A 23,975-nucleotide genomic window follows, 5' to 3' on the forward strand; every position below is an offset into this window, starting at 1 on the left:
GAGTGCCGGACGACCGAGAGAAGCATGGCGGCCTCCTCACGGCGCCGGCTGCACCTTGGCGCTCGGGATGGCGTTCGCGGTCGCCGGATCAGCGAGGATCGTCCTGACCTCGGGCACCTTGGCGGCTGCGGAGACCAGGGCGGCGTTGCGGCGCGCGTACAGCCCCCACAGGGTCACGACGATGGTGAGGATCGCACCGGTGAGCGCGGTGGCGGTATCGGCGTCGATCCAGCCACGGCCCACGGCAATGCCGCCGGCGACCTGGAGCAGGGTGCGCAGGAGTGAGGTAAGCTGCTCGCTGTTCATGGGGGGCTCCTGGAAGTGCGCGGCTGGCCCGGCCGGTGCGGGATAGGTCAGGCGACGCGGAAAAGGCGGCGCAGAGCGCTCGGCAGCCGCGATGCCCAGGAGGCGGACGGCGCCGGCGTGCTGGCCCCGATCACCGGTGTCTGAGCCTCAACGGCGGGCGTCACGACGTCGGGGGCCGGCAGCGGCCGCATGGTGATGGGAGGCGTCGGGATCGCGATCGTCACCGCCCCCGGCTTATGCCCGGCGGCCACCAGCGCCGCTTTGAACTGGCCGTGGATCGTCGCGATAGCCGGCCCGTTGCTGTCCGGGTTGACCATCGCGCGAGCATGGGTCGGGTTCTCCCGCCCGGGCCCGAAGTAGTCGGACAGCTTGCGCCCCGTGTACCAGCCCTCGGACAGGCCGACGAACAGCATGACGGCCGCGATGTCCGGGTTCAGCATCAGCTCGGGCGTGGCGACGAGGTCCTGATCCGGCGTGAGATAGCCGAGTGCCCGCAGCCGCTTGGTGGCGCGGATCGCGTTGTCCTTACCGGTGGCCTGGACCAGCCCCATGCCGCGGAACAGCCAGCCGTCGTTCGGGCCGGTGTTGCCGAGCCGCCCGCCGTAGACCTTGTTCGCGAGCCCCTGCGGGTTTCTCACGTAGGGCACCGCGCTCGCGACGGTCGGGAACCGGCTCGGCCAGACCGCCCGGATCCGCTCCGCCGTCGTGTAATTGAGGTTCTCGGCGCGCGGGATCATCGCACCGCCGGTCTCGTCGAAGGCGGTGGCCAAGCAGTAGGCGAGCGGCGCGGCGCCCATGTCGGGCGGTGCCATGTCGAGCATGGCGTCCATCCCGTCCACCTGGGACTGCGTGAGCGAGCCGCCGAAGGGCTGCGTGCGGACAGCCGAAAAGAACGCCTGCCTGTCGAGGCTTGCGGCCATGGGGAATCTCCGATTGTCAGGGGAGCGGAAGGGCTGGGGGCGGGAGGATCAGGCGGCGCGCGGCGCTCTCGCCGTGATCCTGAGCCCCGGATCAAGGAACCGGCGGCGCGGGGCTTAGGCGAGTGGAATGCCGCGCTTCTTCAGGGCCGCGAGCACGCCCTGGTGGTCGGTGGCGGCGTAGACCTCCTGCGCGCAGGCCACGCGCGCCAGCTCGATCTGCTCGGCCGTGCTGGCCGCGGCGTCGACCTGCCGGGCCAGCTGCGCAACCGTGAGGCCGCGGATTCGGGCCTCCTCCTCCAGCATGGTCGAGCGCACGCCCGCGGAGAGGAAGGCGCGGGCCTGGGCGGCCTTGTTGGTGTCCATGGCGCGCTGCACCGCCGCGCGCTCCGTCTGGCCGATCTCGGCGTAGAAGCGCATCAGGGCGGCGTAGGCCAGGTCCTGGAACTGCGCCAGGCTCGGGCCGAGGATCAGGCTCATGGGGCAGACGGCTCCGTGACGGTGAGGGTGAAGGCGCGCCGCCGATACGGGAACGGCTCGATCGAGAGGCGATAGCTGCCCGGCACCACGAAGCCGATCACGAGGTCGCCGCCCGGGTGCGGGGTCTGGCCGGGGCCGAGCGGGCCCTCCTCGACCACGATGCTGCAGGCCGGCACGCCGGGCAGCGTCGCCTGCTCGAACGGCTTGAGGGTAGTCTTGTCGAACTCGCCCGCCAGCTCCGGGCGCCGCTTCAGGGCCGGCGTGCCGCTGCTCAGGTCCACGTAGGTGTCGGTCATGTCCTGGCCGACCTCCACGAAGTTCGTGCCGGCCTCGCGCAGCAGGTCGGCGTAGCCGGGTTGGCTCTGGCCCACCATCTGGGTGATGCGGCCCGCGTCGTTGTAGATGAAGAACACCTCAGTCTCCTCTGCCCAGCACCCAGAACTTGAGGGTGCCGGCCGTGATCATCCCTGTGCCGGAGGTGCCGCCGCCCTGGACAGACCAGTCGATGGCAAAGCGCCCGTCGCCGAGCGGGGTCAGGGTGTACTGGCAGACCCAGTAGGCCTGGGCGACGCCTTGCGTGTTGGTGATGACGAGCGCCCCCATCGGGAAGATGGTCCCGTCGTTGTTGATGTAGGTCCCGCAGATCCACGGGAAGGTGTAGTATTTGCGCGCGGTCTCGACCCGGGGGCGCCACGCCTGCGTCATGTCTCCCGGCGAGCCCAGGATGAACTCCTCGGCCACGGCCGGCGGGTACTGGGCCGAGAAGATCAGAGACGGATCCAGCGGGTCGCCCGGCGCGCCACCGCCGTGGTTCCAGATCTTCAGCGGATCGCCGTTGACATTGAACTGAGCGTTGAAGGCCATGGGGTCTCACGAGAAGGTCTGGCGGCGATAGACGAGGTACATGATCTTGTCCGGCAGCTCGGTGTAGGTGCCGCCAGCGCCGAAGCACGAGATCACGAACTGGTTCGTCGCGATCCGGAGCTTCATGGTGTGGCGCGGGACCACTGAGTTGAAGGCACTTCCGCTCGACTGGAGGGCCACCGGCGGCCACTGGACCGTGCCGTTCGGGCGCACCGCGATCGGGATCACGTCCGGGGTGACGCCGTAGGGCCCGATGCCGACCGTGGCCTGCTTCGCCCCTGACGAGGTCGGGTGAGCCCCGAGGGTGACGATGCCGTGCTCCAGGAGCTGACCCGACCGGACGAACAGGTCCAGCAGGATCCCGTCCCAGGACGGGGTGAAGACATCAAAGCCGGGGCGCATCACCCGGAAGGCCCCAGGTCCGATATGAGTTCGCCAGGTCATGAGCTATGCCTTGATCGGCAAGGTGAGGACCACGTACCGGAAATAACCCGGCACGGCGTTGGGATCCAAGTCCGGCCGCAGCTTCGCGATCCTGAATTGGGCTCGGTTCAGGTACTGGAATTGGAAGCGCGGGAAGCCGTAGTTGCCTCCATACACGGCCTCTTCTTGGGCGAGCTGTCCGGCGGAGGGGTCGTAGCGGTCGAAGTAGTACCAGGGGTAGTAGCCGATGTCCGGGATGGTGACGACCTGATCGAGATTGCTCGTCCCCGCCTGGAGGATGTTCGCCATCCGGCCCGCAGCGGAGGAGAACATCCACTGCGAGTGGTTGGTCGGGTCGCAGGCCAGTGCGTCGTAGCCGGGCTTCGAGACGAACAGCCCCTGATGCCCGGTCGGGTGCTGCCCGATGAGGGTGCGCCAAACCACGGTCAGCCCCAGATGAGGATGCGCTTGTTGGTGAGGTCGACCTGCATCTGCCCATCGCCGCTCTGAAGCAGGCCGGCGGTCATCGTGCCGACGTTGGCGGTGATGGCGGAGAGCTGCGTCACCGAGAGCTTGTCGGCGGCGATCGAGCTGACCCAGATGCCGCCGCCGTTCACGCCGTCCGGGCCGAGGATGTAGGTGTTGTCGTTCCCCCACATCGCGATGCCCCAGTCGCCACCGCGCGGGGTAAAGCCGTTCGTCTGGCCAATCAGCACCCGCAGGTTGCCGCCGCCGTCGCGCACGAACATGCGCGGGGCGCCGCCGTTGGCCTGGAGGACGAACTGCGTGTTCCCGACGAAGATGTCCCCCGCCGTGATGGTGCCGGCCCCGATCTTGTCCGCAGTGACCTGCCCGGCGCCGATCTTCTCCGCAGTGATCTGTCCGGCCGCGATGTGGCTGGCCTGGATGGCGTTGGCCGCGATCTGGTTGGCGGTGATCGTGCCGGTGTTGATCCGGGATCCGTCGATGATCGTGCCGCCGCCGAAGTTGTTGATCCCAGCGTACCCATCATACGACGCCAGCAGCACCGCGTTCTTGTCGCTGAAGATGTCGGGCCAGTTGTCCCTGGCGGCATACAGTTGGCCCGGCGTGGTTTTGTTCCACCAGACATAGGTGTAGCCGCCGCCCGTGTTGAAGCTGCCGGCTGCGACCTGATCGGCCCGGTTGGCACCCGTGTCATCGATCCACAGGACGTAGCCTGCGGTCCACGAGAGGACGCGCGTGGTCTTGTCGACCGAGAAATCGAGGCTCACCGTGCGGACGCCGCGCAGGCCGACGACCAGGGAGTTGACCAGGATCGAGTTGGCCTGAATGGCGCCGCCGTTGATCTTGGTGGTGTCCGAACCCATCCACGAGGTGAGCGCCTGCCCACCGCCGATCGCGATCTTGTCCGCATAGATCGAGTTCGCCGCCACGTGCCAGCCGGTGAGGGTGTTGGCGGCGATCCGGCCGCCGGTAATGGCGTTCGCGGCGATCCGGTCGGCCGTGATCGTCCCGGCGGTGATCCGGTTGGCATGGATGGTGCCGGTGGCGATGGTATCGCCCCAGATCACGGTCGAGGAGCCCGGCGCCCAGTCCGAGTATTGGGTCTGGTTGGCCTTCGCCTGGGCGAAGTAAATGCCACTCCAGAAGTTGTAGGGTCCGTTGCCGCCGTTGAAGGCCATGCGCAACGAGACGGTCGCCGTCGCGGCGTCACCCGGCGCGGTGCCCATGCCGGTGCAGCGTGCCCAGGCGTTCAGGTTGCCGCTCGACTGCTGGTTCTCAACGACGGTCGTCGTCGTAGCCCCGAGATAGATGCCGCCCGCGTCGAACCACGACACCACCATGTAGGCCTGCGAGCGGTGGGCGCTCACATAGCCGGACACCTCATACCGCTTGCCCCCGACAACCGGGAACTTGGTCTCCCACGCACCGTCCTGGCGCGGGTAGGCCAGATACGCATCCAGGATCTGGCCCGCCGGCGGCGTGCCGGCGCACGACATCTGGAGCGAGCCCATGCCGGTCGGCTGCCAGCCGGGGCCCGATTGGTTGAGCCCGACATACGGGGCGCTGACCGTGACGCTCGATCCCCAGCCGGTAACGCCCGGCGGCATCGCATTGGCCGCGCCCGCCTTGAAGTCCGAGTTGTAGAGCAGGTTGGTCGAGTTGAGCCCGACGCCGATCTTGTCGGCCGTGATCGCGCCCGCCGCGAGCTGATCGACGCCGATGGCGCCGGCCTGGATTTCGCCCGCCGTGATCGAGTTGGCGACGAGCTTGTCCGCCGAGATCGTGCGGCCGGCGATGTTCCAGCCGAGGATGGTCTGGCCGGCGATCTGGTTTGCCGTGATGGTGTTGCCGGCGATCTCCCAGGCCGTGATGGTCTGGCCGGCAATATTGGCCGCGGTGATGGTGCGGACCTGGATCTTGTCTCCGGTGATGGTCGACCCGGCGATGCGGTCGCCCGTGATGGTCGAGCCGGCGATCTCGGTTGCCGTGATCGCGCCGACCGCGATCTGCCCGGCGGTGATCGACCGTGCGACGAGTCGGTCCGCCGCGAGCGTGTGCGTCATGACGGTGCCGCCGTCGATCAGCGTGACCCCGGGTGGGGTGTAGGGCGAACACTCCGTCTGATCGGCGCGGGCGCCCGCATACATCATGCCGGCGAGCATCACGATCGGGTTGTCACCCGTGATGTTGACGCCCCGATACATGACTCGGAACTGGGTTGCGTTGCTCGGAGCCTGGGCGATGAACCCGAGGCGGGGGTAGTCCTTCAGGGCGCCGCCGGCCACGCCCTGGTTGGGGGCACCGACCACGCCGCCCGCGTAGGCGACATGATTGCCGGCCGCGTCGAGGAACTGGACATACATCTGGGGCGCGCAGCGGTGCCCCGTCGCGTAGACGCTGAACTCGTAGAAGGATCCGCCCACGCAGGGGTAGAAGGCCCAGAGGCCGGTGGCGGTGGCGCGGCCGTGCAACAGCTCGAAGTAGCCGCCTGCCGGGACGGCCGCCGCCGCGACGTCGCAGGTGAGCCGGAGGCCCGTCGCGCCGGCCGGCACCCAAAGGGTTTCCTGCCAGATCAGGGGCATGTTCGCACCCCAGCTCGTGCCGGAGATGCTCCAGCCCCGGGTGCTCTGCGCCAGCTCCGTGTTGTAGGCGACGTTGTAGCTGGAGACCGCGAGCTTCGACGTGGTGACGGAGCCGGCCGCGAGTTCGCGCGCGGTCAGGCTGCCCGCCTGGATGTTGCCGCCCGTGATGGTGTTGCCGGCGATCCGATCCCCGGTGATCGTGGATCCGGCAATCTCGGTCGCCGTGATGGTGCCGGTGGCGATCTGGCCTGCGGTGATCGACTTCGCGATGATCTTGTCGGCGGCAACCGAGCCGGTGCGGATCGAGGCGCCGTTGATGGTGGTGAGACCGGCCGGCGAGAACGGCGAGACCTCCGTCTGCCCTGCCACTGCGACCGCCAGCATCACACCGCTGATGAAGCAGTAGGGCGGTGCAGGGTCTGACGGATACCATGTGATCCCATAGCGGACGTAAGGCCGGCAGTAGACTGCACCGGCTGGGGCGATGACGATCAGCTTCGAGCGGCCAAACTGCTCCCAATCCGCCTGGGAGTTGTAGATGCTGCCGCCCCAGTTGACGATCTGACTGCCCCAGGTCTCGCCGATATAGGCTTGGTTGGCGTCATACCAGACCAACCCGACATAGGCGGTGCAGCGGTGGGCACTGAGGTAGGCCGAGACCTCGTAGGTCGTGCCGGCGCGCACCGAGAAGGGATAGAGAGTGCCGTCCGTCTCGACCCGGCTCAACCAGACCTGCCCGATCGAGCCCTGGTTGGTCGGAACCGCGGTGGCGGCGATCTTCATGGCCCGCAGGCCGGCCGGGCAGTAGAGGTAGTCGACCCCGCTGGGGAGCATGGTGGCGCCGGCAAGGCCGGAGCTGTCGCTGCTCCAGGCGGCCGGATTGCCCAGCGTGTTCAGGTTGCCCATGTCGCCGTTGATGGCGAGGTTCAGGCTGGCGACCGCGAGCTTCGAGGTGGTCACCGAGCCCGCCGCCAGCTCGGTGGCGGTGAGCGTCCCGGTCGCGATTTGCGAGGCCGTGATGGTGCGGCCGGCGATCTTGTCGGCCGTGATGGTCGAGCCGGCGATCTCCGTGGCCGTGATTGTTCCCGTGGCGATCTGCCCTGCGGTGATGGTGCGGGCAACAAGCCGGTCGCCGTAGATCGAGCCCGTGCGGATGTTGGGGCCGTCGATCATGGTCACGCCCGCGTCGGCATACGGGCTCGGCTCGGTTTGGCCCGCGACCGCCTGGGCGAACAGCAGCCCGCCGGCCATGCAGTAGGGCTGGATGCCGAAGCCGGTCCACCGGACCCGAAGGTCACAGAAGGCAGCGTTGGCCGGCGCGGTGGCGATCACCCAGGAGCGGGCGAACTTGTCCCAGTCCGCCAGGGAGGAGCCGGAGGCGAGCTGCGTCGCGACGATGCTGTTGCCGGTGGCTTCCGTGATGTAGGTACCGGCGGCGTCCCACCAGATGATCGACACGTAAGCCGAGCAGCGGTGGGCCGAGATGTAGGCCGAGACCTCGTAGAGCGCGCCGCCCGTAACTCGGATGCGCTGCCCGGCCCCGCTCGCATCCGGGTTGGAGTAGATGAATTCGGCGTAGGTCCCCGTGGTCGGGGCCGTATCGTAGCGGGCCGAGAGCACCCGCATGCCGGCCGGCGCGTAGTCGGTGCGGATGCCCTCCACGATCGGGTTGACGCCCGTGTTACCCGGGCCAGCGACCCAGCCGGAGGAACCCTGCTGGAGGCCGCCGTTGGTCGCGAGGTTCAGGCTCGCCACGGCGAGCTTCGAGGCCGTGACTGCCCAGGCGGCGAGCTTCGCGGTCGAGACCGCACCCGCGTTGAGCTGGGGCGTGTCGATCGCGTTGTCCGCGATCTGCGTCCGGCCGATCTGCCCGGTGATCTGGGCAGCCGTCAGTGAGGTGATCTGGGCCGCGGTGAGCTGCCCCGTGATCTGCGCGGCGGTCAGCGAGGCGATCTGGCTCGCGACCACCTGTCCGACCAGCTTGGAGGCGCTGATGCCTGCAAGCTGGGCGTCGGAGAGTTGCCCTGCGACCTTGGCGGCCGAGAGCTGGGCGATCTGCGCATCCGAAATCGTGCCGGTGAGCTGGGAGGTGGCGAGCGAGGCGATCTGCGAGGCGACCACCTGCCCGACCAGCTTCGAGGCGCTGATGGCGGCGATCTGGGCGTCCGACAGGGTGCCGGAGATCTGGGTGGCTGCCAGCGAGACGATCTGCGAGGCCGTGAGCTGCCCGCTGATCTGGGCCGCCGTGATGCTTTCGATCTGCGCGGCGACGATCTGGCCGACCACCGAGGCCGCATTGATGCTCGCGATCTGCTCCTTCGTGAGCTGGCCGGCGACCGCCGCCGCATTGACGCTGGCGATCTGGGCCGCGGTCAGGCCCGGTCCGACATCGACCGCCGCAACCGCCGCCGTCCAGGCGCCGTTCACGAGCCGGTAGAGCTTGCCGTCCGCGGCGTTGTAGGCGAGCTTCGGGCCGGTCCAGGTCGCCGGATCCGGCAGGCTGGTGACCACGGCCGGCGCCACGATGGATGAGGCGATCTTGGTGGCGTCGATGGTCTCGTTCTGGAGCGCCGCCGCCGGGAGAGCCGCCGTGGTCGCCGTCTTCGGGCCGACGAAGTCGCCGGCCGCGCCCGAGCTGTTGACCGGCCGCACCCAGTATTTGCGGGTCTGTACGATCTCCAGGGTGGTGTCGCTGAAGAAGTTGAGCGGGACCGGCACCTTGGCGAACAGGGTGGCGTCCGCCCCGTCGTCGCGCGTCCCGATCCACACCTCGATCGCGGCAAGGTCCGGGTCGCTCGGATTGGTCCACGACAGGCTTGCCGTCCGGTAGGCGGCGTCCACGGTGAAGTTGGTGATGGCGCCGGGCGGGGTGGCGTTCTTGGCCGCGGTGATCGAAACCATGCTCGACCAGCCCGAGGCTGCCACCCCGCTGTCGTTCACGGTGCGGACGCGGGCCGTGTAGAGGACGCCCGGCTTGAGGTTCCGCCACGTGTACTTCGGCTGGCCCTTGTCGGCGCGGTCGCGAACCCACGAGGGGTTGGTGATCCCATCTCCCTCGGTCAGCTCGAACTCGTAGATCCCGAGGTTATCGCTCGTGACCGCATTCCAGGTCGCGTCGATGCGCGAGGTCGCCACCCCGGTCGCCGAGACCTCCAGCGCGGTCGCCAGGGCGAGCCCGGTCGGGATGTCGGGCGCGGTCGTGTCGAACAGCAGGTTGGTCGTGCGGATCTCGACCTGGGGCGAGATGTTCAGCTCGGCCGGGTTCTTGCCGAAGCTGTCGTAGAAGGCGACCCGGACGTAGTAGGTCGTCTCCGCCTCGGCCGGCAGCAGCGCGAAGCCCGTGGGGGCCAAATCGGCCGCCGGGGATGTGGTCAGTGGGTTGAAGTTGTTCGTCTTGGACAGCCAGACCAGCACGCCCGCCAGATCGGGGTCGGCCGGCGGGTTCATCCAGATGCCGATCGACTCCGTCGTCCAGTCCAGCGTCGGGACGACCATGCCGGGCGGCGGGTTGGACACGACCAGAACCGCAGGCTGGCTCTCGCGGCCGATCGCGTCGCGCGCGGCGACCGACACGCGGAAGCGCCGCCGCGGCCCGCCCTCGTTGAGGTTCTCCTCGTAGTCGTAGGTCGCCTGCGCGGCGGTGATGATCTCGGTGTGGAGGAGCGCGGTGGTGTCCGCGTCGAAGACCCGGAAGGCGTAGCCGACCTCGTAGGGCCTCACGTCCGCCGGCCAGGTCAGGCCCCACTCCAGGGTGCAGCTCCGCCCCGTGAAGACGCTGCCGCCGCCCTTGACCTGCAGGCCGGTGACGCTCGGCCCCTGGAGGCCTTCCCAGCCCTGGACCGTGTAGGTGGTCTGGGCGGCATCCGAGAGGCGCCCGTTCAACCCCTCGGCCTGGACGATGAAGGTCCACTCGCCCGTGGCCGCGTCGTCAAAGTCCGCCGAGGTGGTGCTGCGCTTCGGTAGGGTCACCAGCGAGCCGTTCGGCTTCACCGCAGTGACGTAGTAGGCAACCGAGTTGAAGGGCTGGCCGGCCGTCCAGCTGAGGAGCAGGCTCTGCCGCGGCAGGTTGTTCTCGAAGTAGGTGCTTTCCCTCACCGTGAGGTTCGTCGGGGCGAGAACGACGTTCGGGAACTCGCCGATGGTCAGCGGCTCGAAGGCCGCCCCGTCGTCCACCGCCGCGTAGATCGAGGGCTCGTGCTGGAGCGCCTGGACCTCGTAGATGTGCGGCTCGACCTCCTTGATCCCGACGATCCGGAACAGCTGCGGCACCACCTCGCCGGCGATCTGCCACACCGCCGCGGCGTCCGGCACGGCCGGCAGCGCGGGCGAGACGCTGACCTCGGTGAGGTCGACGCCGGCCAGGGTCGTGATCTGCCGCTCCGCCACGCTGCCGTCCGGCAGGGTGACGGAGATCTCGTAGCTCACCCCGCTCTTCAGGGTGACCCGGCGGTCGAGGAGGAGGCTCGAGGCCGTCGAGCCGGCCTTGAGGCGGCCGCCGGCGTCGATGGTGCTGATCTGCGGGTCGGCGATGGCGATGATGTCGCCGGGCCGCCGCACGGCATGGTCGAGGCCGGCCCGGTAGGTCGCGGTCTGCGTGGCGTAGTTCTCGACCAGGAGGCGCCACAGGCCCTCGCGGTGGGCTTGGCCCCGGCTGGTGCAGCCGAGCAGGTCGATCTTGGTCGGGTTGTAGCCGTAGCGGGCAATGCCCTCGCCGTGCTCGACCACCTCGATCTGCGGCTTGAACAGATTGTCCGGGTCGGTCCAGCTGACCAGCGCCACGGTGTGGCGGGCCTTGCGCCCCGAGGAGCTGTAGGTGATCAGCCCCTCGATGACGTTGGCCGGCGTGACCAGCTGGCGGACGTCGTCGGGCCGGTCCTGGGTGGCCGTGACCGCGCCCGAGGACCAGTAGGCCATGCCGCGCCAGATCGCGCTGATCTGCTGCAGCAGGTCGAAGGCGTCCTGCTGGGCGCTGATCTGGGCGTTGAAGCGGAAGCGCGGCTCCTGCCCGCCGCGGCCGTCCGAGACCGGCACGTCGCAGTAGCGGCCGATCTCGTACAGCGTCCACTTGTCGATGCTCTCGACGCTGATGAACTCGCCCAGGCCGTAGCGGTCGTTCCACAGCACGTCGAAGAACACCCAGGCCGGGTTGTCCGACCACTCCTCCTTGAACGTGCCGTCCCAGATGCCGGAGTAAGTGCGCGCGATCGGGTCGTAGTTCGACGGCACCTTGATGAGCAGGCCGTCCACCAGATAGGTCCGGGCCGGCACCGAGGAGCCGAAGTTGCTCGCGTCGGCGGTCAGGCCGACCAGGGCCGAATGCGGATAGCTGAACTTGGCGTCCTGGATCGCGGTGACCGAGTAGAAGACGAGATCGCTCTGGCTCGTCCACTGGTCCTGGCTGGTGTTGAAGCCGTCCGTGTCGTCGGTCAGGCGGGTGACCCGCACCTGCCAGGGCGGGCTCGACCCGGCCGGATTGCGCGGCAGGGCGACCTCATAGGACACGAAGTAGGGCGAGGTGTTCTTGCCGGTGATGGTGAGGTCGCCGAGCTGGTTCACCCACGGCCCGCCGCTGTAGCGGGCCTCGATGCGGAAGCTGACGCTGTTCTGGCGGACCGAGCCGTCGTTCTTGGCCAGGAACAGCGCCGGCAGCTCGATGATGACGCGGGCCCGGTCGGCCTCGCCGTCGCTGATCGCGGCGGTGACCGGCGTCGCCTTGTTGACCTTGACCCCGACCTCCCGCGGCGTCTCCACCTCGGGATAGCCGGGCATGTAGGACTGATCCGGCGTGCCGGTGCGGAAGTCGGCACTCAGGCCCTTGAAGTTGAAGGTGCCGTCCGCGTTCTGGACCGGGACGTCGTTGAAGTAGACGCCCTTCAGGCCGTCGACGACGCCCGTGATCTCGCCCTCGCCGAGCAGGTCCACGAGGCGGACCGTGGCGTTCGAGAACAGGGTGTCGGGCGCGGTCGAGCCCGAGCCGTCGGTCTTGCCGCGGCCGGAGGAGGACTTCCTGCCCCGGATCGGAGCGTCCTGGCGCACGCTGTCCTCCGGCGCGGGGGCCGGATCGAAATCGATGCGGTCCATGATGTCCTTACGCGGTCGGCAGGCCGGTGCTGTTGGCCGTGGTCACGCCAGCAGAGATCGTGATCGGGTTCACCATGGCGCGCCCGTAAATGAGCGGCACGGGGATGCCCTGTTCCGAGACGTTGTCGGCGCCCTGGAACATGTAGGACTTCTTCTGCTTCTCGGTCTTCTTCTTGGGGGACAGCAGGGAGGACACGCCCTGGAGGGCAACCATGGCGCCCATGCTGATCAGCCACGCCGGGCCGCCCATCCACCAGGTGGCGACCGCAATCAGCGTGCCGACGATGATCTTGCCGATCGACATGCCGGACTTGCGGGCGCGGATCACCGGCACGATGTGCAGGTCGCCCTCGGGCAGCCCGAAGCTGATCAGATCCTTGTCCAGCTGCCAGCCGGTGCGCCGGCTCCGGCCGAGGGTGACCCGGAACCGGCCTTCCTCGATCGCCTGCCGGAATCCCGGCAGTTGCGCGCCGAGCGCGCGGCAGGCCTCCGCCAGCGAGCGCACGTCGAGGCGGAAGGAGGAGCCGAACTGCTCGGCCAGGGAGCCGTAGAGGCGCACGGTCCGCATCATGCCGGAGGCCTCCAGTCGTCGGGCAGATCCGTGTGGCGCACCAGGAAGTCGAGCTTGCTCCGCCAGACCGAGGCGGGGTCGCGACCGGACAGCTGGTGCGCGAGGTGGTGCAGGATGAGGCCGCCCCCGATGTAGATCCCGCCGTGGTTCAGCACGGGGGAGCGGACGCGGCACAGGAAGCAGTCGCCCGGCAGCGGGCCCTCGGGGCCGCGCTCGACGCGCCGGAAGCCCGCCCGCTCGAAGCCGTCGCGGTAGAGATCGAGTTGGGGCTGGCCGTCCCGCGGCTGCCACCAGTCCGGGTTGCGCACGAAGTCGGGGATCTCGATCCCGGCCACCTCGCGGTGCCAGTCGCGCCCCAGGCTGTAGCAATCGTTGACCCCGTGCCGGAACGGGCGGCCGAGCAGCGGCGGGCGCGGCACCTGATCCCCGAACCAGAACGGGTCGGCGCAGCCGGTCGAGAGGCAGAGCGAGATGCCCCACGGCACCGCCGTGGCCATCTGCGCCTCCATGTCGGCGCCCGAGGGACAGTCCGGCGGCGGGGTGACCTTGCCGGTCGCCGGATCCTCGACCGAGCAGTGCGAATGCAGGACCGCGAGGTAGCGGTGCCCGCTCACCGCCTCCACCTCGGCCGGGTCGGTCTCGAACTCCGTCAACGGCTCGCCGGCGATGTTCCGGAGCGGGGCGTAGGAGCCGTCCTCGCGGATCAGGCCGCCGGCCTCGCGCGGCCACTCGGCATGAGCGTGGCGCTTGTGCGCGTCCACCGCGGCGCTCCAGCGGGTGGTGAGGCCGTCGTCAAACGCGAACGCGAGCGACACCGGGAAAGCCTCCGAAGGGCAGTGGCGCGTCGGCGCCGAAGCGGACCTTGCAGCAGGTGGTGACGTGCCGGCTGGGCTCGTCCTTGTCGGGTGTGGTGGGATTGCCGAACCGGTCGTAGGCCTGAGGACCCGTGTAGGGGCACGTCACGTGGGAATAGTCCCAGTCCCCCTTCTCAGCGTCCCAGCGCCGGTACCGCCACAGGCAGATGTCGCGGACGATCAGCCGGGCGGGCAGCTCGCGGCCCTCCTGGTCCATGTCGGCCGCGAGGGTCCAGACGATCTGGTGCTTCGAGTGCTCGACCTTCTGCTCGAAGCGGTAGATGTCCTGGGCGTAGGCCGCCTCGGCGTCGGGTGTCTCACCGTCATCGAGGAACTGCGCGTAGGTGCGCGTGCGGATGAGCCGGGCGCCGATCAGGTCCTGGTAGAGCAGCGTCGCCGACGACATCAACCGGGTGGCGTTCGAGACGCTGATCTTCGGCTGGGGCATCTGCCCGTGGCCGGTCATCTCGAAGCCCTCGGCCTTCACGTCGAGCGGCGTGTAGGTCACGCCCCGGAACGTCAGCGGGCCGCGCGCCCGGTCCGCCTCGGACGTGAACGCGAACTGCTGGTTCACCCGGATCGGCGACAGGTCGATGATGAACAGCGCGACGAGATCGCCCGGCGTGAGGCTCTGGCCCGCGCGGATGAGAGCGGTATTCGGAGAGGTCACGGGTCGAAGTTCTCCTTGAACGTCGCCGTCAGCGTGCTCTGGAGCCGATCCGAATAGTCGGTGGTCCAGGTGTCGCAGATGAACTGCCGGGGCGCCGGCTCGTACGGGACCTGGAACAGGAAGGGCAGGTAGCCCTTGCGGCTGACCAGGAAGGCCTCCAGCGCTTCGATCTTGTCAGCTGCGAGCGGGACGGAGCGATAGTTGAAGTCCCGCGTCAGCGGATTGATGCCGTCGCCCGTGCGCTGGCTGTAGCGGTCGCCGAAGGTGGCGGTGAGCACCGCCATCCTGGAGATCCGCGACGAGCCCGTCGTGACCGGCCCGTAGGGGCCGATCCCGAGCGTGGGGAAGCTCGGGTAGGCCAAGGCCTACTCCTTACGCCGTCCCGAGCGGCATGGGGGTGGGCGACTGCATGGGGACCGTCACCATCAGCACGGTGTAGGGCTCCAGCGGGTAGAGCGCCTCGCGGCCGTACTCCTTCTCCAGCGCATCAAACAGCGCCGCCTCCGGCGCGAAGTAGCCCGGCGTCGCCGCGGCCGCGGGGGCGGCGAACACGTTCTGCCCGATGAACCGCTGGCAGAGGGTGAAGAAGCGGCCGACTTCGGTGGAGACGATCACGCCCTGGACGGAGGTGCCGTTCGCGCCCTGGATCTGGACGGGACCTCGCATCGCGAAGGCATCGAAGCCGCGGCGGAAGACCGCCACGGGCGTGCCGCGCTGGACCGCGGTCGCGTTGAGGTCGAGCTGTAGGGTCTGATCTGCCATCGATCTGCTCCTGGCCTGTCAGGCTTTCAGTGCTGCCCCAGCGGGGCCATGAAGCGGCGGGCGCTGTCGCTCAGCTGCTCGACCCGCTCGGGCGAAAGGGTGACGCTGCGCAGGGCGCCCTTCTCGACCTGGACCGGGCTGTTGGTGAGCTGGATCCAGAACATCAGGGCGATCTCGATCACGTCGCCGGTGTTGATGCCGGCGCCCGGCTTGAAGACGCAGGGCGGGTTGTTCTCGACCGTGGGCATCGGCACGTCGCCGGAGGCCTGCGCGGTCGCCTGGGGCGCTGACGGGGGCGCGGGCGGAGGGATCTGGGCGTCCTCGGCCTTGCGGTCGATCGGGGGCTTCTTCACGGGCTGCTCCTAGGGTGTGCTGCCGGCCCATTCCCGAGGCCGCGACGGGACGGGGCCGTTAGGCGCCGAAGCTGAGGGCGCCGATCAGGCGGTCCTGGCCGGTGCAGAAGGGATCGATGGGGGTCTCGACGCGCAGCTTACTGATGCTGATCGAGCCGGCCGGGATCTCGGCGGCGCCGATGTGCTCGGCGCGAATTCTGTCGGCGGTGATCGAGCCGCAGCCGATCCGGGTTCCGTCGATGACGACGTCCGAGAGGCCGCTGGCGTACTCGCCGACCATCAGGTTCTCGTGGACGGCCTGCTTGGCGGCGGCCAGGGCGGCGGGTGCGGCCACGGGTGCGAGCCCGAGCATCGCCAGCAGCGAGCGGCGGTTCATGTGCTACTCCCGAGAAAACGATGGACGGGTGAATGACGAAGTCGGAGAACCGCGGGCCTCAGATCCCGAAGCCGACGCCGGTGACGAACTGGCCGCCGGAGGTGCAGCGGGCGCTCTTCGAGCTGGTAGCCTTCGCCGTGAACCAGGGCTCGCAGAGCCTCATGTTCAGCTTGCGGGACCTCACGGCCGAGGGCCGGCCGCTGGGTAACTTCGAGATCACGATCACCCGAGCGGATTAGCGACGACGCGAGCCTCAATCCGGCCCAGAGCGCGAATAGAGTTCTCGACTGCTTTCGCGAGCAGGATCGGGCTCCCGTCCTCAAGGGCTGCTTCGAGGTAGGCGGTCACGGTGGAGATGGAGTCCAGGTACTCCACCGGATCCCATGGCTTGGTATTGATCGCGTCGGCCATGTCGCCCCTCACGATGCCCGCCGCGCGCCAGCGGCGTGCAGCGTCCCGCCCGGCCGCATCTCGCGCTGCGCCATTGCCATCCACATCCGCTCATATTCGGCCCGCATCGCCTTGGCGTTCGCGTCGGCGTTGCGCTGGTCGGCCTCCGGGTCGCCCGTCGACTGCGTGTTGATGGTGGCGTTGAAGACCGGTCCCTGCTGGGCCGCGTTGGCGTTTGCGGCTTGCTGCATGGCCGCCGAAACCGCGGCGCCGGCCGGCGCCACATAGCCGCCAGCGGCATAGCCCCGGAGGTTCGCCCGGAGGGTGTCCAGGGCCGACACTCCAATCCGCGACGTGGTCGCCGCGTCGAGCACGTATTCGCCGCGGTGGACAATGCCGGCCGGCTCGAAGCGGCCGCCCGCGCCGGTGTAGCCGCCATCCGCAAAGCCGAAGAACTTGCTGGCCGCAGCCATGATGCTGCCCAGCCCGCCCAATGAGCCGCCCCCCGGAAGGTCGGGCCCGTAGCCGCCCTGCGCCATCGTCGGCAGGGCGCGCGAGCCGCCGCCGATGCCATCGAACAGACCGCTGACCAGGGCGTCGATGCCCTTGTTCATCAGCTTGTCGATGATGCGGTCGAAGACGTTCTTGAGCGCCTCGGCCGCGGAGACACCGCGGCGGAGATCCGAGGCGAGGCCGGAGAAGGCGTCCTTGGCGATGTCCTTCGCTTCCTTCAGGGTGTCGACCATCCGCATCCCCTCGGCCTCCGGACTGTCCATGCCGAGGCCGGTGCCGCGCAGGCGGGAGGCGATCCGCTGCTCGCTGTCGGTGCGTCCGAGCTGCTCGGTCTCGAACCTCACCTCGCGCATCAGGGCGCTGTTCTGGACCTGGGCGTTGCGCTTGGCCCAGGCGTCGGCGCTCTCCAGCAGGGCCTGCGCCTCCCCACGGGCGCCCTCCGAGACCTTGCCCAGGCCGTCGTTGATGAGCTTCTGGGCGTTCTGGTACTCCAGTCCGAGCCGGGTGCCCTTCTCGACCGCCTCGTTGAGGAGCTCCTGCGCCTTCTCGCGCCGGGCCGCCTCATAGGTGGTCTCGTCCGTCGTCCTCACCTGGGCCCCGAGGATGTCCGCCTGCCGCCGCGTCGCGACGTTGCCCTGCGTGTTCCGGTTGATGACCCGGTCGGCCCAGTCGAGGAACTGCCCGACCGTCCGGCCAGCGATGATGCCCGGGTTGGCGTTGATCGCCTTCTGGGAGAAGTAGGCGGACGCCGCCTCGTTCGGATCGGCGTTCAACAGCCGGGTGGCACGGTCGGCGCCGGCGAACCACGCGACGTACTGGTTCCGGTTGGTGGTCGGCAGGTTGGCCTTCTCCAGCGCCCGGCGGTTCTCCTCGGCGAGGACGCGGATCAGCGTGATGCTGTCCTCACGGTCGGTGCGCCGGCCGAGGATCTCGTCGCGGCTCATGTTGGCCGCGCGGTCGGGGAAGGCCTTCCGGAACAGCCGCTCCCAGGTCTCCTCGATGAACTGGCCGAGGCCCGTCGCGGTCGAGCGCGGGTTCCTCGCGAAGCGGTCGCCACCACTCTCGTGGTTGATCATCGCCTGGATGAAGTCGCCCTGGACCGCGGTCGCCTTGGCCCGCTCCTCGGCCTCCTTCTGGATGCGCTCGATGTTGAGCCGGGACACCTCGACCTCGGCGTCACGGGACGCGATCACCTTCAGGCGGGCGTCGCGCTCCGCCCGGATCATGGCGAGGTCGCGCGGGTCGGCGAGGGCCTCGCGCGCGGCGAACTCCGCCTCGACGTCCGTGCGCTTCGGCAGCTTCTCGAGGCCCTGGGCGCGCAGCGCCGCCGCGAGCCGTTGGGTCTCCTCGGCCTTCGCCCGGTCGACCGAGTTGAGCCCGACGTTGGCGTTCGCGTTCTGAGCCGCGCGCACCATCTGCGCGGACGCGACCGAGCCCCACTTCTCCACGTCCTCGCGCATGGTGCGCGCAAGGCTGGAGAGGCGCTCGAAGGCCGCCTGGACCTGCCCCAGCTGGGTTCCGTCCAGCATGAATTTGGCGGGGTCGGAGATCGCCTTGCGCAGCTTCTCGGCGGCGTTCTCGGTGTCCCGCAGCTCGCGCTGGGAGGTGTCCAGCTGCCGGACGAGGTCCATGACCTCCAGACCGCGCTGCGAGGCCGCGGACCGCTCGCGCACGGCAGCCTGGGCCCGCTGCTCCTGCTTGAGCAGGTCGATCCGCTTCCGGATGTCCGCGGCTTCGGCATCGAGGCGGCCGGATGCGCCCGGGAGATTGCCCAGGAGGCCGCCGCGCGCCGAGCGGTTGGACTGCAGCTGCTCCTCGAGGAGCTTGATCTGGCGGTCGATGCCGGGGCCGCCGAACGCATCGGCCATGCGCTCGCCGATCTTGTCCCAGACGTCGCCGAAGATCCGCCCGAAGGCGGAGGTCTTGTCGCCGAGCGAGGAGGTGAGGTTGGCCGCCTTGGTCAGACTGGCCGCGTAGGCGTCGAGGAGCACCCGCTGCGCGCCGAGCCGGTCACCCTGGGCCACGAGGGTCTGGATGTTCTCGCGGGTGCGGGCGTTCAGGAACCCGAGCTTCTCGTTCAGGGTCTCCGCGCCGCGCGCGGGATCCGCGAAGGCCTGGGCCAGCTCCTTGTAGGCGTCGGGCAGCTCCTGACCGGTCGTGGCGGCGAAGTCCTTGGCCGTCTTGCCGAGCCCGACCAGCATGTCGGCGCCGATCTTGCCCGTGGAGGCGAAGGTGGCCGCCATGGTGCGGGCCTCGCGCCGCGAGACCTCGCTCGCCGCGGCGATCGCCTCGCCGGCCGCAGTGACCTGCCCGGCCGACACCCCCGATGCCCGCCCCATGCCGGCGAGCAGGCGGTCCGTCTCCCGCATGCTGGAGCCGTAGGACAAGGCCGCAGCGGTGGCGGTGACGGCGGCCACGCCCATCGCGCCGAGGGCGCCCCCGAGGAGCCCGACGCTGCGGAGCGCCCCCATGGCGCTGGAGCCGATGCCCGTGATCGCGCCCTTCAGACCGCCCTGCGACCCCGCCATGATCTGGTAGATCTGCGGGCCCTGCTGGGCCAGGGTCTGCATCGGCGAGATGCCGGACGCCAGCGACGAGAAGACGTCGTTGGCCTGATAGCCGAGGTTCTGCAGCTCGTAGGCGGAGAGCTTCGCGGCCTTGCCCGAGGCGTCCGTGTTCGAAATGAAGCGCCGGATCGCCTGCTCCTGCGCCACGTAGACGGCATTCGTCTGGGCGACCGCGCGCTTGTGTTGGTCCTCGGTGATGATCCGGGCCTTGAGCGCCGCGTCTGCCTTGGCCAGCTGATCGTCGCGCTTCTGCTGGGCCGCCGTCAGGGGGTCGAGGGAAGCGGCGATCGCGCGGTTCTGGGCGTCGTTCGTGATCGTGCCGGCGGCGTAGCTGAGCGAGCCCATGCGCCGGCTGGCTTGCCGGACGAGGTTGTCGGCGTTTACGGAGGCGAGCTGCGCCTGCCCCTGCGTGCTGAGGGTGGCCCACTGGCGCTGCGCGCGCGCCGCGCGGTCCATCGCCTCGCTGTACTTCAGGATTTTTTGGGTCGCGAGCTCCCAGATCTGGTTGGCGCGCTCCTGCGTGGTCGTCCCGCTCGAGACAGCGAGCGCCAGGGTGCGCGAGATCCGGGAGAGCTGGTCATGGGCCCGGTAGAGCGGATCGAAGGACCGCTCGAGGCGATCCATGGCGCCCGCCATCGTGCCGATGGAGCCACTGGTGCTCTCGATCTTGCGCTGCGCATCCGCGAAGCCCTGCGTGCGGGCCTGGATGGTCAGCTGGCGGATGCTCTCGATGGACGCCATCGGGGATCCTGGACAAGGGGAAGGGGCCGGCGGGGGTGTCACCCCGCGCCGGGAGAGGGCGGCGGCGTGGGAGCCGACGCGCGGAGGTGCTCGAGCCACCTCCGATCAAGGGCGACGACCAAGCGTTTGAGGCGCTCGAATTGGTCGTTGCAGTGGATGCCGTGCCGGTCGGCCCAGGCGGCAATCGTGGACCAGGGGATCTGACCGACGGCGCCGAAGCCCAGCGGCCTCTCCCCCGTCAGGTCCCAGAAGCAGTCCCAGGCCGTCGCGGCCAGCTCCGGCAAGTCCGGGCGGGCGAGGAGAGCCGCGGGTGGCGGCTTCCCCTCGGCGAGGTTCTCCTCGGCGAGGTCGAGGAGGAATTCGAGCTTTTCGCCCCACTCAAATTGCCACTCGAGGGCGGCGACTACTTTCCCTCGGCGTCCTTCTGGTCCTGCTCGCTCTCGTTCGCGACCAGATTGGCCGCCCAGATCACGGCGTCATACAGGCGGACGTAGTCCGGGTCCGTGAGGAGCTGCTTGGCGAGCTCCTTCGAGAAGGGGACCTTCACCGTCTCCTCCTCGTCCTCGAACAGGTTGTCCCAGTCGAGCAGGACGGCCTCCGCGAGGCACTCGCCGGTGATCCGGTCGCGCTCCCGCGGGTCGATCCCGCGGATGCGCTTCTCGCGCGGCACGGCGTCGACCAGCCGGTCCATCAGGGTCCGGTAATCCACGTTACCGAGCCCGCGGACCCGGAGGCGGAGGTTGCCCGCCTGCGGGATGTCATCGACCCAGCGCCCCTGCTCCAGGAGCGCCGAGTTCGTCTTGAAAGACTTGAGCTTCACGCTGGGGTTCCCTTGGCGGCCGGGGGATACGCGGTGCTACATCTGCCGGCTCTTCAGATGCTGGGGCCGCCTTCGCGGAGATCACCTCCTTGGCGTGCCCCTTGCCGACGATCAGGTCGGCAAACTCGTTGGAGACCTCGACCTGCTGCCCGGCGACGTAGCGCACCGGGGCTTGACCGGTCGGCCAGCCCTCGAAGCTCTCCAGGATCTTGACCGTCTTCATCGGCCGCCTCCTCACGCCACGCCACGCGTGATCTGGATGGAGGCGCCGATGCCGCTGTCGAAGCGGGCGCGGAACGGAATGGTGACCATCGCGTCATCCGTGTTGCCGCCCGGCTGGCGTTCACCATTCAGGAACAGGGCGTTCGGCATCGAGAAGGTGTACTTCTCATTGGCGACCGTCCCGACCGTGAAGGAGATCGCGCCACCCTCGTGGTTGAGGACGCGCTGGTAGAGCGTGTTGGTCTCGAAGTAGACCTGCAGCGAGCCGGTCACGTCGGCGCGGCCGAGGCCGATGCTGTCGGTGTACAGCGAGCCGACCAGCGGGCGGGTGCGGCCGTTGTTGGCGACCGCGAGGCTCAGCTGGCGCACCTTGGAGGTCGCCCCGCCGACAGTCAGCCCCGCGACGCTGCCACTTGCCGACTGGATCGCCTTGGTGTTCGCGGCCGTGTAGGTCGCGCCCGCGATGATCGCCGTGTCGAGCGCCTCGCTCCGGCCCAGCAGGTCGAAGGAGCCGGTGATCAGGGCGCGCGAGTTGATCGCCAGGGTGAAGGTGTTGATCACGCACCCGCTGAAGCGGCTGAAGCTGAAGCTGCCCCCGCCGAGGTCGAGCCGCTCCTCGAAGGTCAGCGAGCGCTGAACCGTCCCGTTCTTCAGGACATTCCCGGCCCAGGTGCCGCACAGCGCGGCCTCCAGGATGTCGTCCAGCGAGCCGTAGCTGAGCTCGAAGTTGTAGCCGCCGGTGACGTCCTGGCCGACCTGCTGCTCGTCCGAGACGTTGCGGTCGGCGCGGATCTCGTCCGAGACCGCGGTCGCCTTGTCGGTCCGCGGCCCGCCGCCGGTCGAGCGCAGCAGCTTGAAGGTAGGCGTGGCCGGCACCACTCCGTAGGCGGTCTCAAGGACGTAGGCGATCTGACGCCCACTGCCTGCTGCAATGGTCATGTGTCGCTCCAAAGTGGTGGGCGGAAAGTCAGCCGACGGAATCGGCCTCATACGGCACGGAGATCGACAGCGCGTAGTAGTTGCCGAGGTCGTTCCGATCGTCGTGGGCGGGGGACGTCGGGCCGTAGCAGCGGAAGTGGCCGACGGTCAGGCCCCGGAAGAGAGCGGCGAGCTCGTCCATCCAGGCCGAGCCTTCATCAACCCCCAGGCCGCGTTCGAGGTGCAGGACGAGGCGGAAGGTGCCGGTCTCGCGGTACACGGTGCTGCCCGGTGAGCCGACGGTGATGGGCTCGGAGCTGGCCAGGGGGTAGGAGACCGCGAGGTAGCGCGAGCCGTCCTTGGGCGTGGTGCCCTTGGTGTTCGGGTACACGACGGGGCAGCGGGTCCAGGTCTCGTCCAGGCGCGCCTTCACGGCCGCCATGACGGTGCTCAGGGCCATGTCAGCCGCCTCGGCCCGGATCGATGGAGATGGCGGGCTGCCGGGTCAGCCACTCCTCGTGGAGCTTCGGGGTGCCGCCGCGGACCTCGCGTGCCAGCTGCGCGGCGCTCGCGGACTGCGCCCACGCGCCGATCGCGCCAGCCGGGAAGCTCCGGTAGGTGAAGCCCACGTAGGCCACGTTGCCGAAGCGCCGCTTTGCCAACGCCGCCACGCCCTCGTACACGCCGTCGGGCGCCTGCCGGGACCAGCCGCGCTCGATCCTCCTGGCGTACGGCTGAGTGTTCAGCACGACGTACGCTTCGGCCGGCGGGATCTTGTTGATGTCGAAGGGCTGGTCGTCGGCGAACCACTGGTGGCTGGCCTGATACCGCCCACTCAAGACCGGCGAGTGCACCTGCAGCATGCCGTCCACCCACTCGATCACGTCCGTGAGCAGGTGGAACTCGTAGATGATCCGCGACGTCGGCCGGACCGTGCTCAGATCCTCGCGCTTGCCGCCGTCCACGTAGAGGTCGTGCTCCGGCACATAGCCGAGCGCGCGCTCGTTCTGGAACTGCGCCCGCTGGAACTCCTCGTTGGCAAACTCGCGCAAGTGCTGGGCCTGCACCTCGGGCGACAGCCCCTCATCAATGAGGAGCTGCAGGTCCCGCTGGATCGGCGCGATGCGGTCGCGCGCCATCAGCCTCTCACCAGCAGGTCGTAGCGGACCACGGTGTCCCCGAGCTCGACCGGGTTGGCGTATTCGACGTTCCGCGCCCGGCCGCTCACCACCATGGTGTCGAGCCGCTCCGGGACTTGGTCGGCCGGGAAGCCGGCGGCCGTGAGCTCAGTCGGCAAGAGCACCACCTTGGAGTCGCCCTGCTCGATCCCGTTGCCGATCTCGCGCGGGGTGTAGCCGCGAACGAAGGCGCGCATCGTGTAGGGCACCCCGTTGTGCTTGAGCGTCACGGTCTGGCCATTCGCCGCGATCTGACGGTCCAGCATGGCGATCGCCTGCTCTGGGCTCACGCGATCACCCCGCGCACGTAGGGCCAGAGCAGGGCCTCAGCCTCCGGATGGGCCAACTTCCCCTCCGCCGATGGCGTGCCGTAGGTGAAGCTGCCGACGCCGACGACGTTCTCGCCCTTGAGATTCGGGTCGCGGCCGCGCGACGCCACCATGGCGCCGACCATCAGGATCGCCGCGCGCTCGACCTCTGCCGGCAGATCTGAGCCAGCCTCGCCCGGCAGGATCCAGCCCGTGGTGTATTCCACTGCAGTGGTCGTGCCCTGCCAAAGCGCGGGGCGCCCGCCGCTCATCCGGTAGAGAGTCGCGCCCTCGCGCACCCAGTCGGTCTCACCGCCGAGCGGCACGCCGTCGGACGAGATGCTGAGGATCTGGATCGGATCCCGGGAGAGGATGATCTCGCTCGGAGGGCGGAACGAGAGAGAGAACGTCTCCCGCACCGTCTCCCGGCCGAACGAGCGGCCGCAATGTCGCACGATCGAGCCGGAGGCCTGCGCGATCAGGCGGGTCAGCTGCGCGTTCGAGATGGTGGCGGGCACGCTGACGTCCAGGCGCACGTTCTCGGGCGTGGTGAGCGCCGAAGCGGTCGCCGGAACGATGACGGTCACGCTCAT

General features: G+C 69.2%; 26 protein-coding genes. 1 reads left to right on the top strand and 25 read right to left on the bottom strand.

The window, feature by feature from the left end; genetic code table 11:
- Positions 1–36: 36 nt before the first annotated feature.
- From MNOD_RS19080 to MNOD_RS19150, 15 genes are all read right to left on the bottom strand, one after another.
- Positions 37–306, bottom strand: a complete 270-nt coding sequence (locus MNOD_RS19080; protein WP_015930578.1) for a Pam3-gp28 family putative phage holin — start codon at positions 304–306, stop codon at positions 37–39.
- Positions 307–353: 47 nt separating this feature from the next.
- A complete protein-coding gene (locus MNOD_RS19085) occupies positions 354–1,226 on the bottom strand; it encodes a hypothetical protein (RefSeq protein WP_015930579.1) in 873 nt (290 codons plus the stop codon).
- Positions 1,227–1,340: 114 nt separating this feature from the next.
- On the bottom strand, positions 1,341–1,703 hold the full coding sequence (locus MNOD_RS19090; RefSeq protein ID WP_015930580.1) for a hypothetical protein: 363 nt from the start codon (positions 1,701–1,703) through the stop codon (positions 1,341–1,343).
- Complete coding sequence (locus tag MNOD_RS19095) at positions 1,700–2,116, bottom strand: hypothetical protein (protein ID WP_015930581.1); 417 nt, start codon at positions 2,114–2,116, stop codon at positions 1,700–1,702. Before MNOD_RS19095 ends, MNOD_RS19090 begins: the two co-directional genes overlap by 4 nt.
- Position 2,117: 1 nt before the next feature.
- Positions 2,118–2,567 (bottom strand): hypothetical protein, encoded by a 450-nt coding sequence (locus tag MNOD_RS19100; protein WP_015930582.1) that lies wholly within the window; start codon positions 2,565–2,567, stop codon positions 2,118–2,120.
- Between the two features lie 6 nt (positions 2,568–2,573).
- A complete protein-coding gene (locus tag MNOD_RS19105) occupies positions 2,574–3,011 on the bottom strand; it encodes a hypothetical protein (protein ID WP_015930583.1) in 438 nt (145 codons plus the stop codon).
- A 3-nt stretch (positions 3,012–3,014) separates the two neighbouring features.
- On the bottom strand, positions 3,015–3,434 hold the full coding sequence (locus tag MNOD_RS19110) for a hypothetical protein (protein WP_015930584.1): 420 nt from the start codon (positions 3,432–3,434) through the stop codon (positions 3,015–3,017).
- 2 nt (positions 3,435–3,436) lie between these two features.
- Positions 3,437–12,139: a TipJ family phage tail tip protein gene (gene gpJ / locus MNOD_RS19115; RefSeq protein ID WP_015930585.1), complete on the bottom strand. Its 8,703-nt coding sequence runs from the start codon at positions 12,137–12,139 to the stop codon at positions 3,437–3,439.
- Between the two features lie 7 nt (positions 12,140–12,146).
- A complete protein-coding gene (locus MNOD_RS19120) occupies positions 12,147–12,710 on the bottom strand; it encodes a tail assembly protein (protein WP_015930586.1) in 564 nt (187 codons plus the stop codon).
- The gene (locus MNOD_RS19125) at positions 12,707–13,525 is read right to left on the bottom strand and encodes an NlpC/P60 family protein (RefSeq protein WP_015930587.1); all 819 of its coding nucleotides are present in this window, start codon (positions 13,523–13,525) and stop codon (positions 12,707–12,709) included. Before MNOD_RS19125 ends, MNOD_RS19120 begins: the two co-directional genes overlap by 4 nt.
- The gene (locus tag MNOD_RS19130) at positions 13,503–14,234 is read right to left on the bottom strand and encodes a phage minor tail protein L (RefSeq protein ID WP_015930588.1); all 732 of its coding nucleotides are present in this window, start codon (positions 14,232–14,234) and stop codon (positions 13,503–13,505) included. The genes MNOD_RS19125 and MNOD_RS19130 overlap by 23 nt, the downstream gene beginning before the upstream one ends.
- A complete protein-coding gene (locus MNOD_RS41580) occupies positions 14,231–14,596 on the bottom strand; it encodes a phage tail protein (RefSeq protein WP_015930589.1) in 366 nt (121 codons plus the stop codon). Before MNOD_RS41580 ends, MNOD_RS19130 begins: the two co-directional genes overlap by 4 nt.
- 10 nt (positions 14,597–14,606) lie before the next feature.
- The gene (locus MNOD_RS19140) at positions 14,607–14,996 is read right to left on the bottom strand and encodes a hypothetical protein (RefSeq protein WP_015930590.1); all 390 of its coding nucleotides are present in this window, start codon (positions 14,994–14,996) and stop codon (positions 14,607–14,609) included.
- A 26-nt stretch (positions 14,997–15,022) separates the two neighbouring features.
- Entirely contained in the window at positions 15,023–15,349 is a 327-nt protein-coding gene (locus MNOD_RS19145) for a hypothetical protein (RefSeq protein ID WP_015930591.1), read from the bottom strand.
- A 58-nt stretch (positions 15,350–15,407) separates the two neighbouring features.
- The gene (locus tag MNOD_RS19150) at positions 15,408–15,725 is read right to left on the bottom strand and encodes a hypothetical protein (RefSeq protein ID WP_015930592.1); all 318 of its coding nucleotides are present in this window, start codon (positions 15,723–15,725) and stop codon (positions 15,408–15,410) included.
- A gap of 32 nt (positions 15,726–15,757) precedes the next feature.
- Between MNOD_RS19150 and MNOD_RS19155 the strand changes: the two genes are divergently transcribed.
- The gene (locus tag MNOD_RS19155) at positions 15,758–15,964 is read left to right on the top strand and encodes a hypothetical protein (protein ID WP_015930593.1); all 207 of its coding nucleotides are present in this window, start codon (positions 15,758–15,760) and stop codon (positions 15,962–15,964) included.
- On the opposite strand, the gene MNOD_RS19160 is transcribed toward MNOD_RS19155, so the two are convergent.
- From MNOD_RS19160 to MNOD_RS19200, 10 genes are all read right to left on the bottom strand, one after another.
- Positions 15,948–16,136: a helix-turn-helix domain-containing protein gene (locus MNOD_RS19160; RefSeq protein WP_015930594.1), complete on the bottom strand. Its 189-nt coding sequence runs from the start codon at positions 16,134–16,136 to the stop codon at positions 15,948–15,950. The two genes, MNOD_RS19155 and MNOD_RS19160, sit on opposite strands and share 17 nt — an antisense overlap.
- 8 nt (positions 16,137–16,144) lie before the next feature.
- The gene (locus tag MNOD_RS19165) at positions 16,145–19,936 is read right to left on the bottom strand and encodes a phage tail length tape measure family protein (RefSeq protein ID WP_015930595.1); all 3,792 of its coding nucleotides are present in this window, start codon (positions 19,934–19,936) and stop codon (positions 16,145–16,147) included.
- A gap of 38 nt (positions 19,937–19,974) precedes the next feature.
- A complete protein-coding gene (locus MNOD_RS50710) occupies positions 19,975–20,220 on the bottom strand; it encodes a phage tail assembly chaperone (protein WP_043749054.1) in 246 nt (81 codons plus the stop codon).
- A gap of 119 nt (positions 20,221–20,339) precedes the next feature.
- Positions 20,340–20,756, bottom strand: a complete 417-nt coding sequence (locus tag MNOD_RS19175) for a hypothetical protein (RefSeq protein WP_015930596.1) — start codon at positions 20,754–20,756, stop codon at positions 20,340–20,342.
- Positions 20,695–20,979 (bottom strand): hypothetical protein, encoded by a 285-nt coding sequence (locus tag MNOD_RS43665; RefSeq protein WP_015930597.1) that lies wholly within the window; start codon positions 20,977–20,979, stop codon positions 20,695–20,697. The genes MNOD_RS19175 and MNOD_RS43665 overlap by 62 nt, the downstream gene beginning before the upstream one ends.
- A gap of 11 nt (positions 20,980–20,990) precedes the next feature.
- Positions 20,991–21,917, bottom strand: coding sequence for a phage tail tube protein (locus MNOD_RS19180; RefSeq protein ID WP_015930598.1), 927 nt, complete (start codon positions 21,915–21,917; stop codon positions 20,991–20,993).
- A gap of 28 nt (positions 21,918–21,945) precedes the next feature.
- A complete protein-coding gene (locus MNOD_RS19185; RefSeq protein ID WP_015930599.1) occupies positions 21,946–22,356 on the bottom strand; it encodes a phage tail terminator-like protein in 411 nt (136 codons plus the stop codon).
- 1 nt (position 22,357) lies between these two features.
- Complete coding sequence (locus MNOD_RS19190) at positions 22,358–23,035, bottom strand: hypothetical protein (protein WP_015930600.1); 678 nt, start codon at positions 23,033–23,035, stop codon at positions 22,358–22,360.
- Positions 23,035–23,340, bottom strand: a complete 306-nt coding sequence (locus MNOD_RS19195; RefSeq protein ID WP_015930601.1) for a hypothetical protein — start codon at positions 23,338–23,340, stop codon at positions 23,035–23,037. Before MNOD_RS19195 ends, MNOD_RS19190 begins: the two co-directional genes overlap by 1 nt.
- Before the next feature lie 20 nt (positions 23,341–23,360).
- Entirely contained in the window at positions 23,361–23,975 is a 615-nt protein-coding gene (locus MNOD_RS19200; protein WP_015930602.1) for a hypothetical protein, read from the bottom strand.

Source organism: Methylobacterium nodulans ORS 2060, from assembly GCF_000022085.1.
Classification (GTDB): Bacteria; Pseudomonadota; Alphaproteobacteria; order Rhizobiales; family Beijerinckiaceae; genus Methylobacterium; species Methylobacterium nodulans.

Bases quoted from the DNA above. Each gene is read 5' to 3' on its own strand.
- MNOD_RS19080 (WP_015930578.1), bottom strand. From the start codon at position 306: ATGAACAGCGAGCAGCTTACCTCACTCCTGCGCACCCTGCTCCAGGTC.
- MNOD_RS19085 (WP_015930579.1), bottom strand. From the start codon at position 1,226: ATGGCCGCAAGCCTCGACAGGCAGGCGTTCTTTTCGGCTGTCCGCACG.
- MNOD_RS19090 (WP_015930580.1), bottom strand. From the start codon at position 1,703: ATGAGCCTGATCCTCGGCCCGAGCCTGGCGCAGTTCCAGGACCTGGCC.
- MNOD_RS19100 (WP_015930582.1), bottom strand. From the start codon at position 2,567: ATGGCCTTCAACGCTCAGTTCAATGTCAACGGCGATCCGCTGAAGATC.
- MNOD_RS19105 (WP_015930583.1), bottom strand. From the start codon at position 3,011: ATGACCTGGCGAACTCATATCGGACCTGGGGCCTTCCGGGTGATGCGC.
- gpJ (WP_015930585.1), bottom strand. From the start codon at position 12,139: ATGGACCGCATCGATTTCGATCCGGCCCCCGCGCCGGAGGACAGCGTG.
- MNOD_RS19120 (WP_015930586.1), bottom strand. From the start codon at position 12,710: ATGATGCGGACCGTGCGCCTCTACGGCTCCCTGGCCGAGCAGTTCGGC.
- MNOD_RS19140 (WP_015930590.1), bottom strand. From the start codon at position 14,996: ATGGCAGATCAGACCCTACAGCTCGACCTCAACGCGACCGCGGTCCAG.
- MNOD_RS19150 (WP_015930592.1), bottom strand. From the start codon at position 15,725: ATGAACCGCCGCTCGCTGCTGGCGATGCTCGGGCTCGCACCCGTGGCC.
- MNOD_RS19155 (WP_015930593.1), top strand. From the start codon at position 15,758: ATGACGAAGTCGGAGAACCGCGGGCCTCAGATCCCGAAGCCGACGCCG.
- MNOD_RS19160 (WP_015930594.1), bottom strand. From the start codon at position 16,136: ATGGCCGACGCGATCAATACCAAGCCATGGGATCCGGTGGAGTACCTG.
- MNOD_RS19165 (WP_015930595.1), bottom strand. From the start codon at position 19,936: ATGGCGTCCATCGAGAGCATCCGCCAGCTGACCATCCAGGCCCGCACG.
- MNOD_RS43665 (WP_015930597.1), bottom strand. From the start codon at position 20,979: ATGAAGACGGTCAAGATCCTGGAGAGCTTCGAGGGCTGGCCGACCGGT.
- MNOD_RS19180 (WP_015930598.1), bottom strand. From the start codon at position 21,917: ATGACCATTGCAGCAGGCAGTGGGCGTCAGATCGCCTACGTCCTTGAG.
- MNOD_RS19185 (WP_015930599.1), bottom strand. From the start codon at position 22,356: ATGGCCCTGAGCACCGTCATGGCGGCCGTGAAGGCGCGCCTGGACGAG.
- MNOD_RS19190 (WP_015930600.1), bottom strand. From the start codon at position 23,035: ATGGCGCGCGACCGCATCGCGCCGATCCAGCGGGACCTGCAGCTCCTC.
- MNOD_RS19195 (WP_015930601.1), bottom strand. From the start codon at position 23,340: ATGCTGGACCGTCAGATCGCGGCGAATGGCCAGACCGTGACGCTCAAG.
- MNOD_RS19200 (WP_015930602.1), bottom strand. From the start codon at position 23,975: ATGAGCGTGACCGTCATCGTTCCGGCGACCGCTTCGGCGCTCACCACG.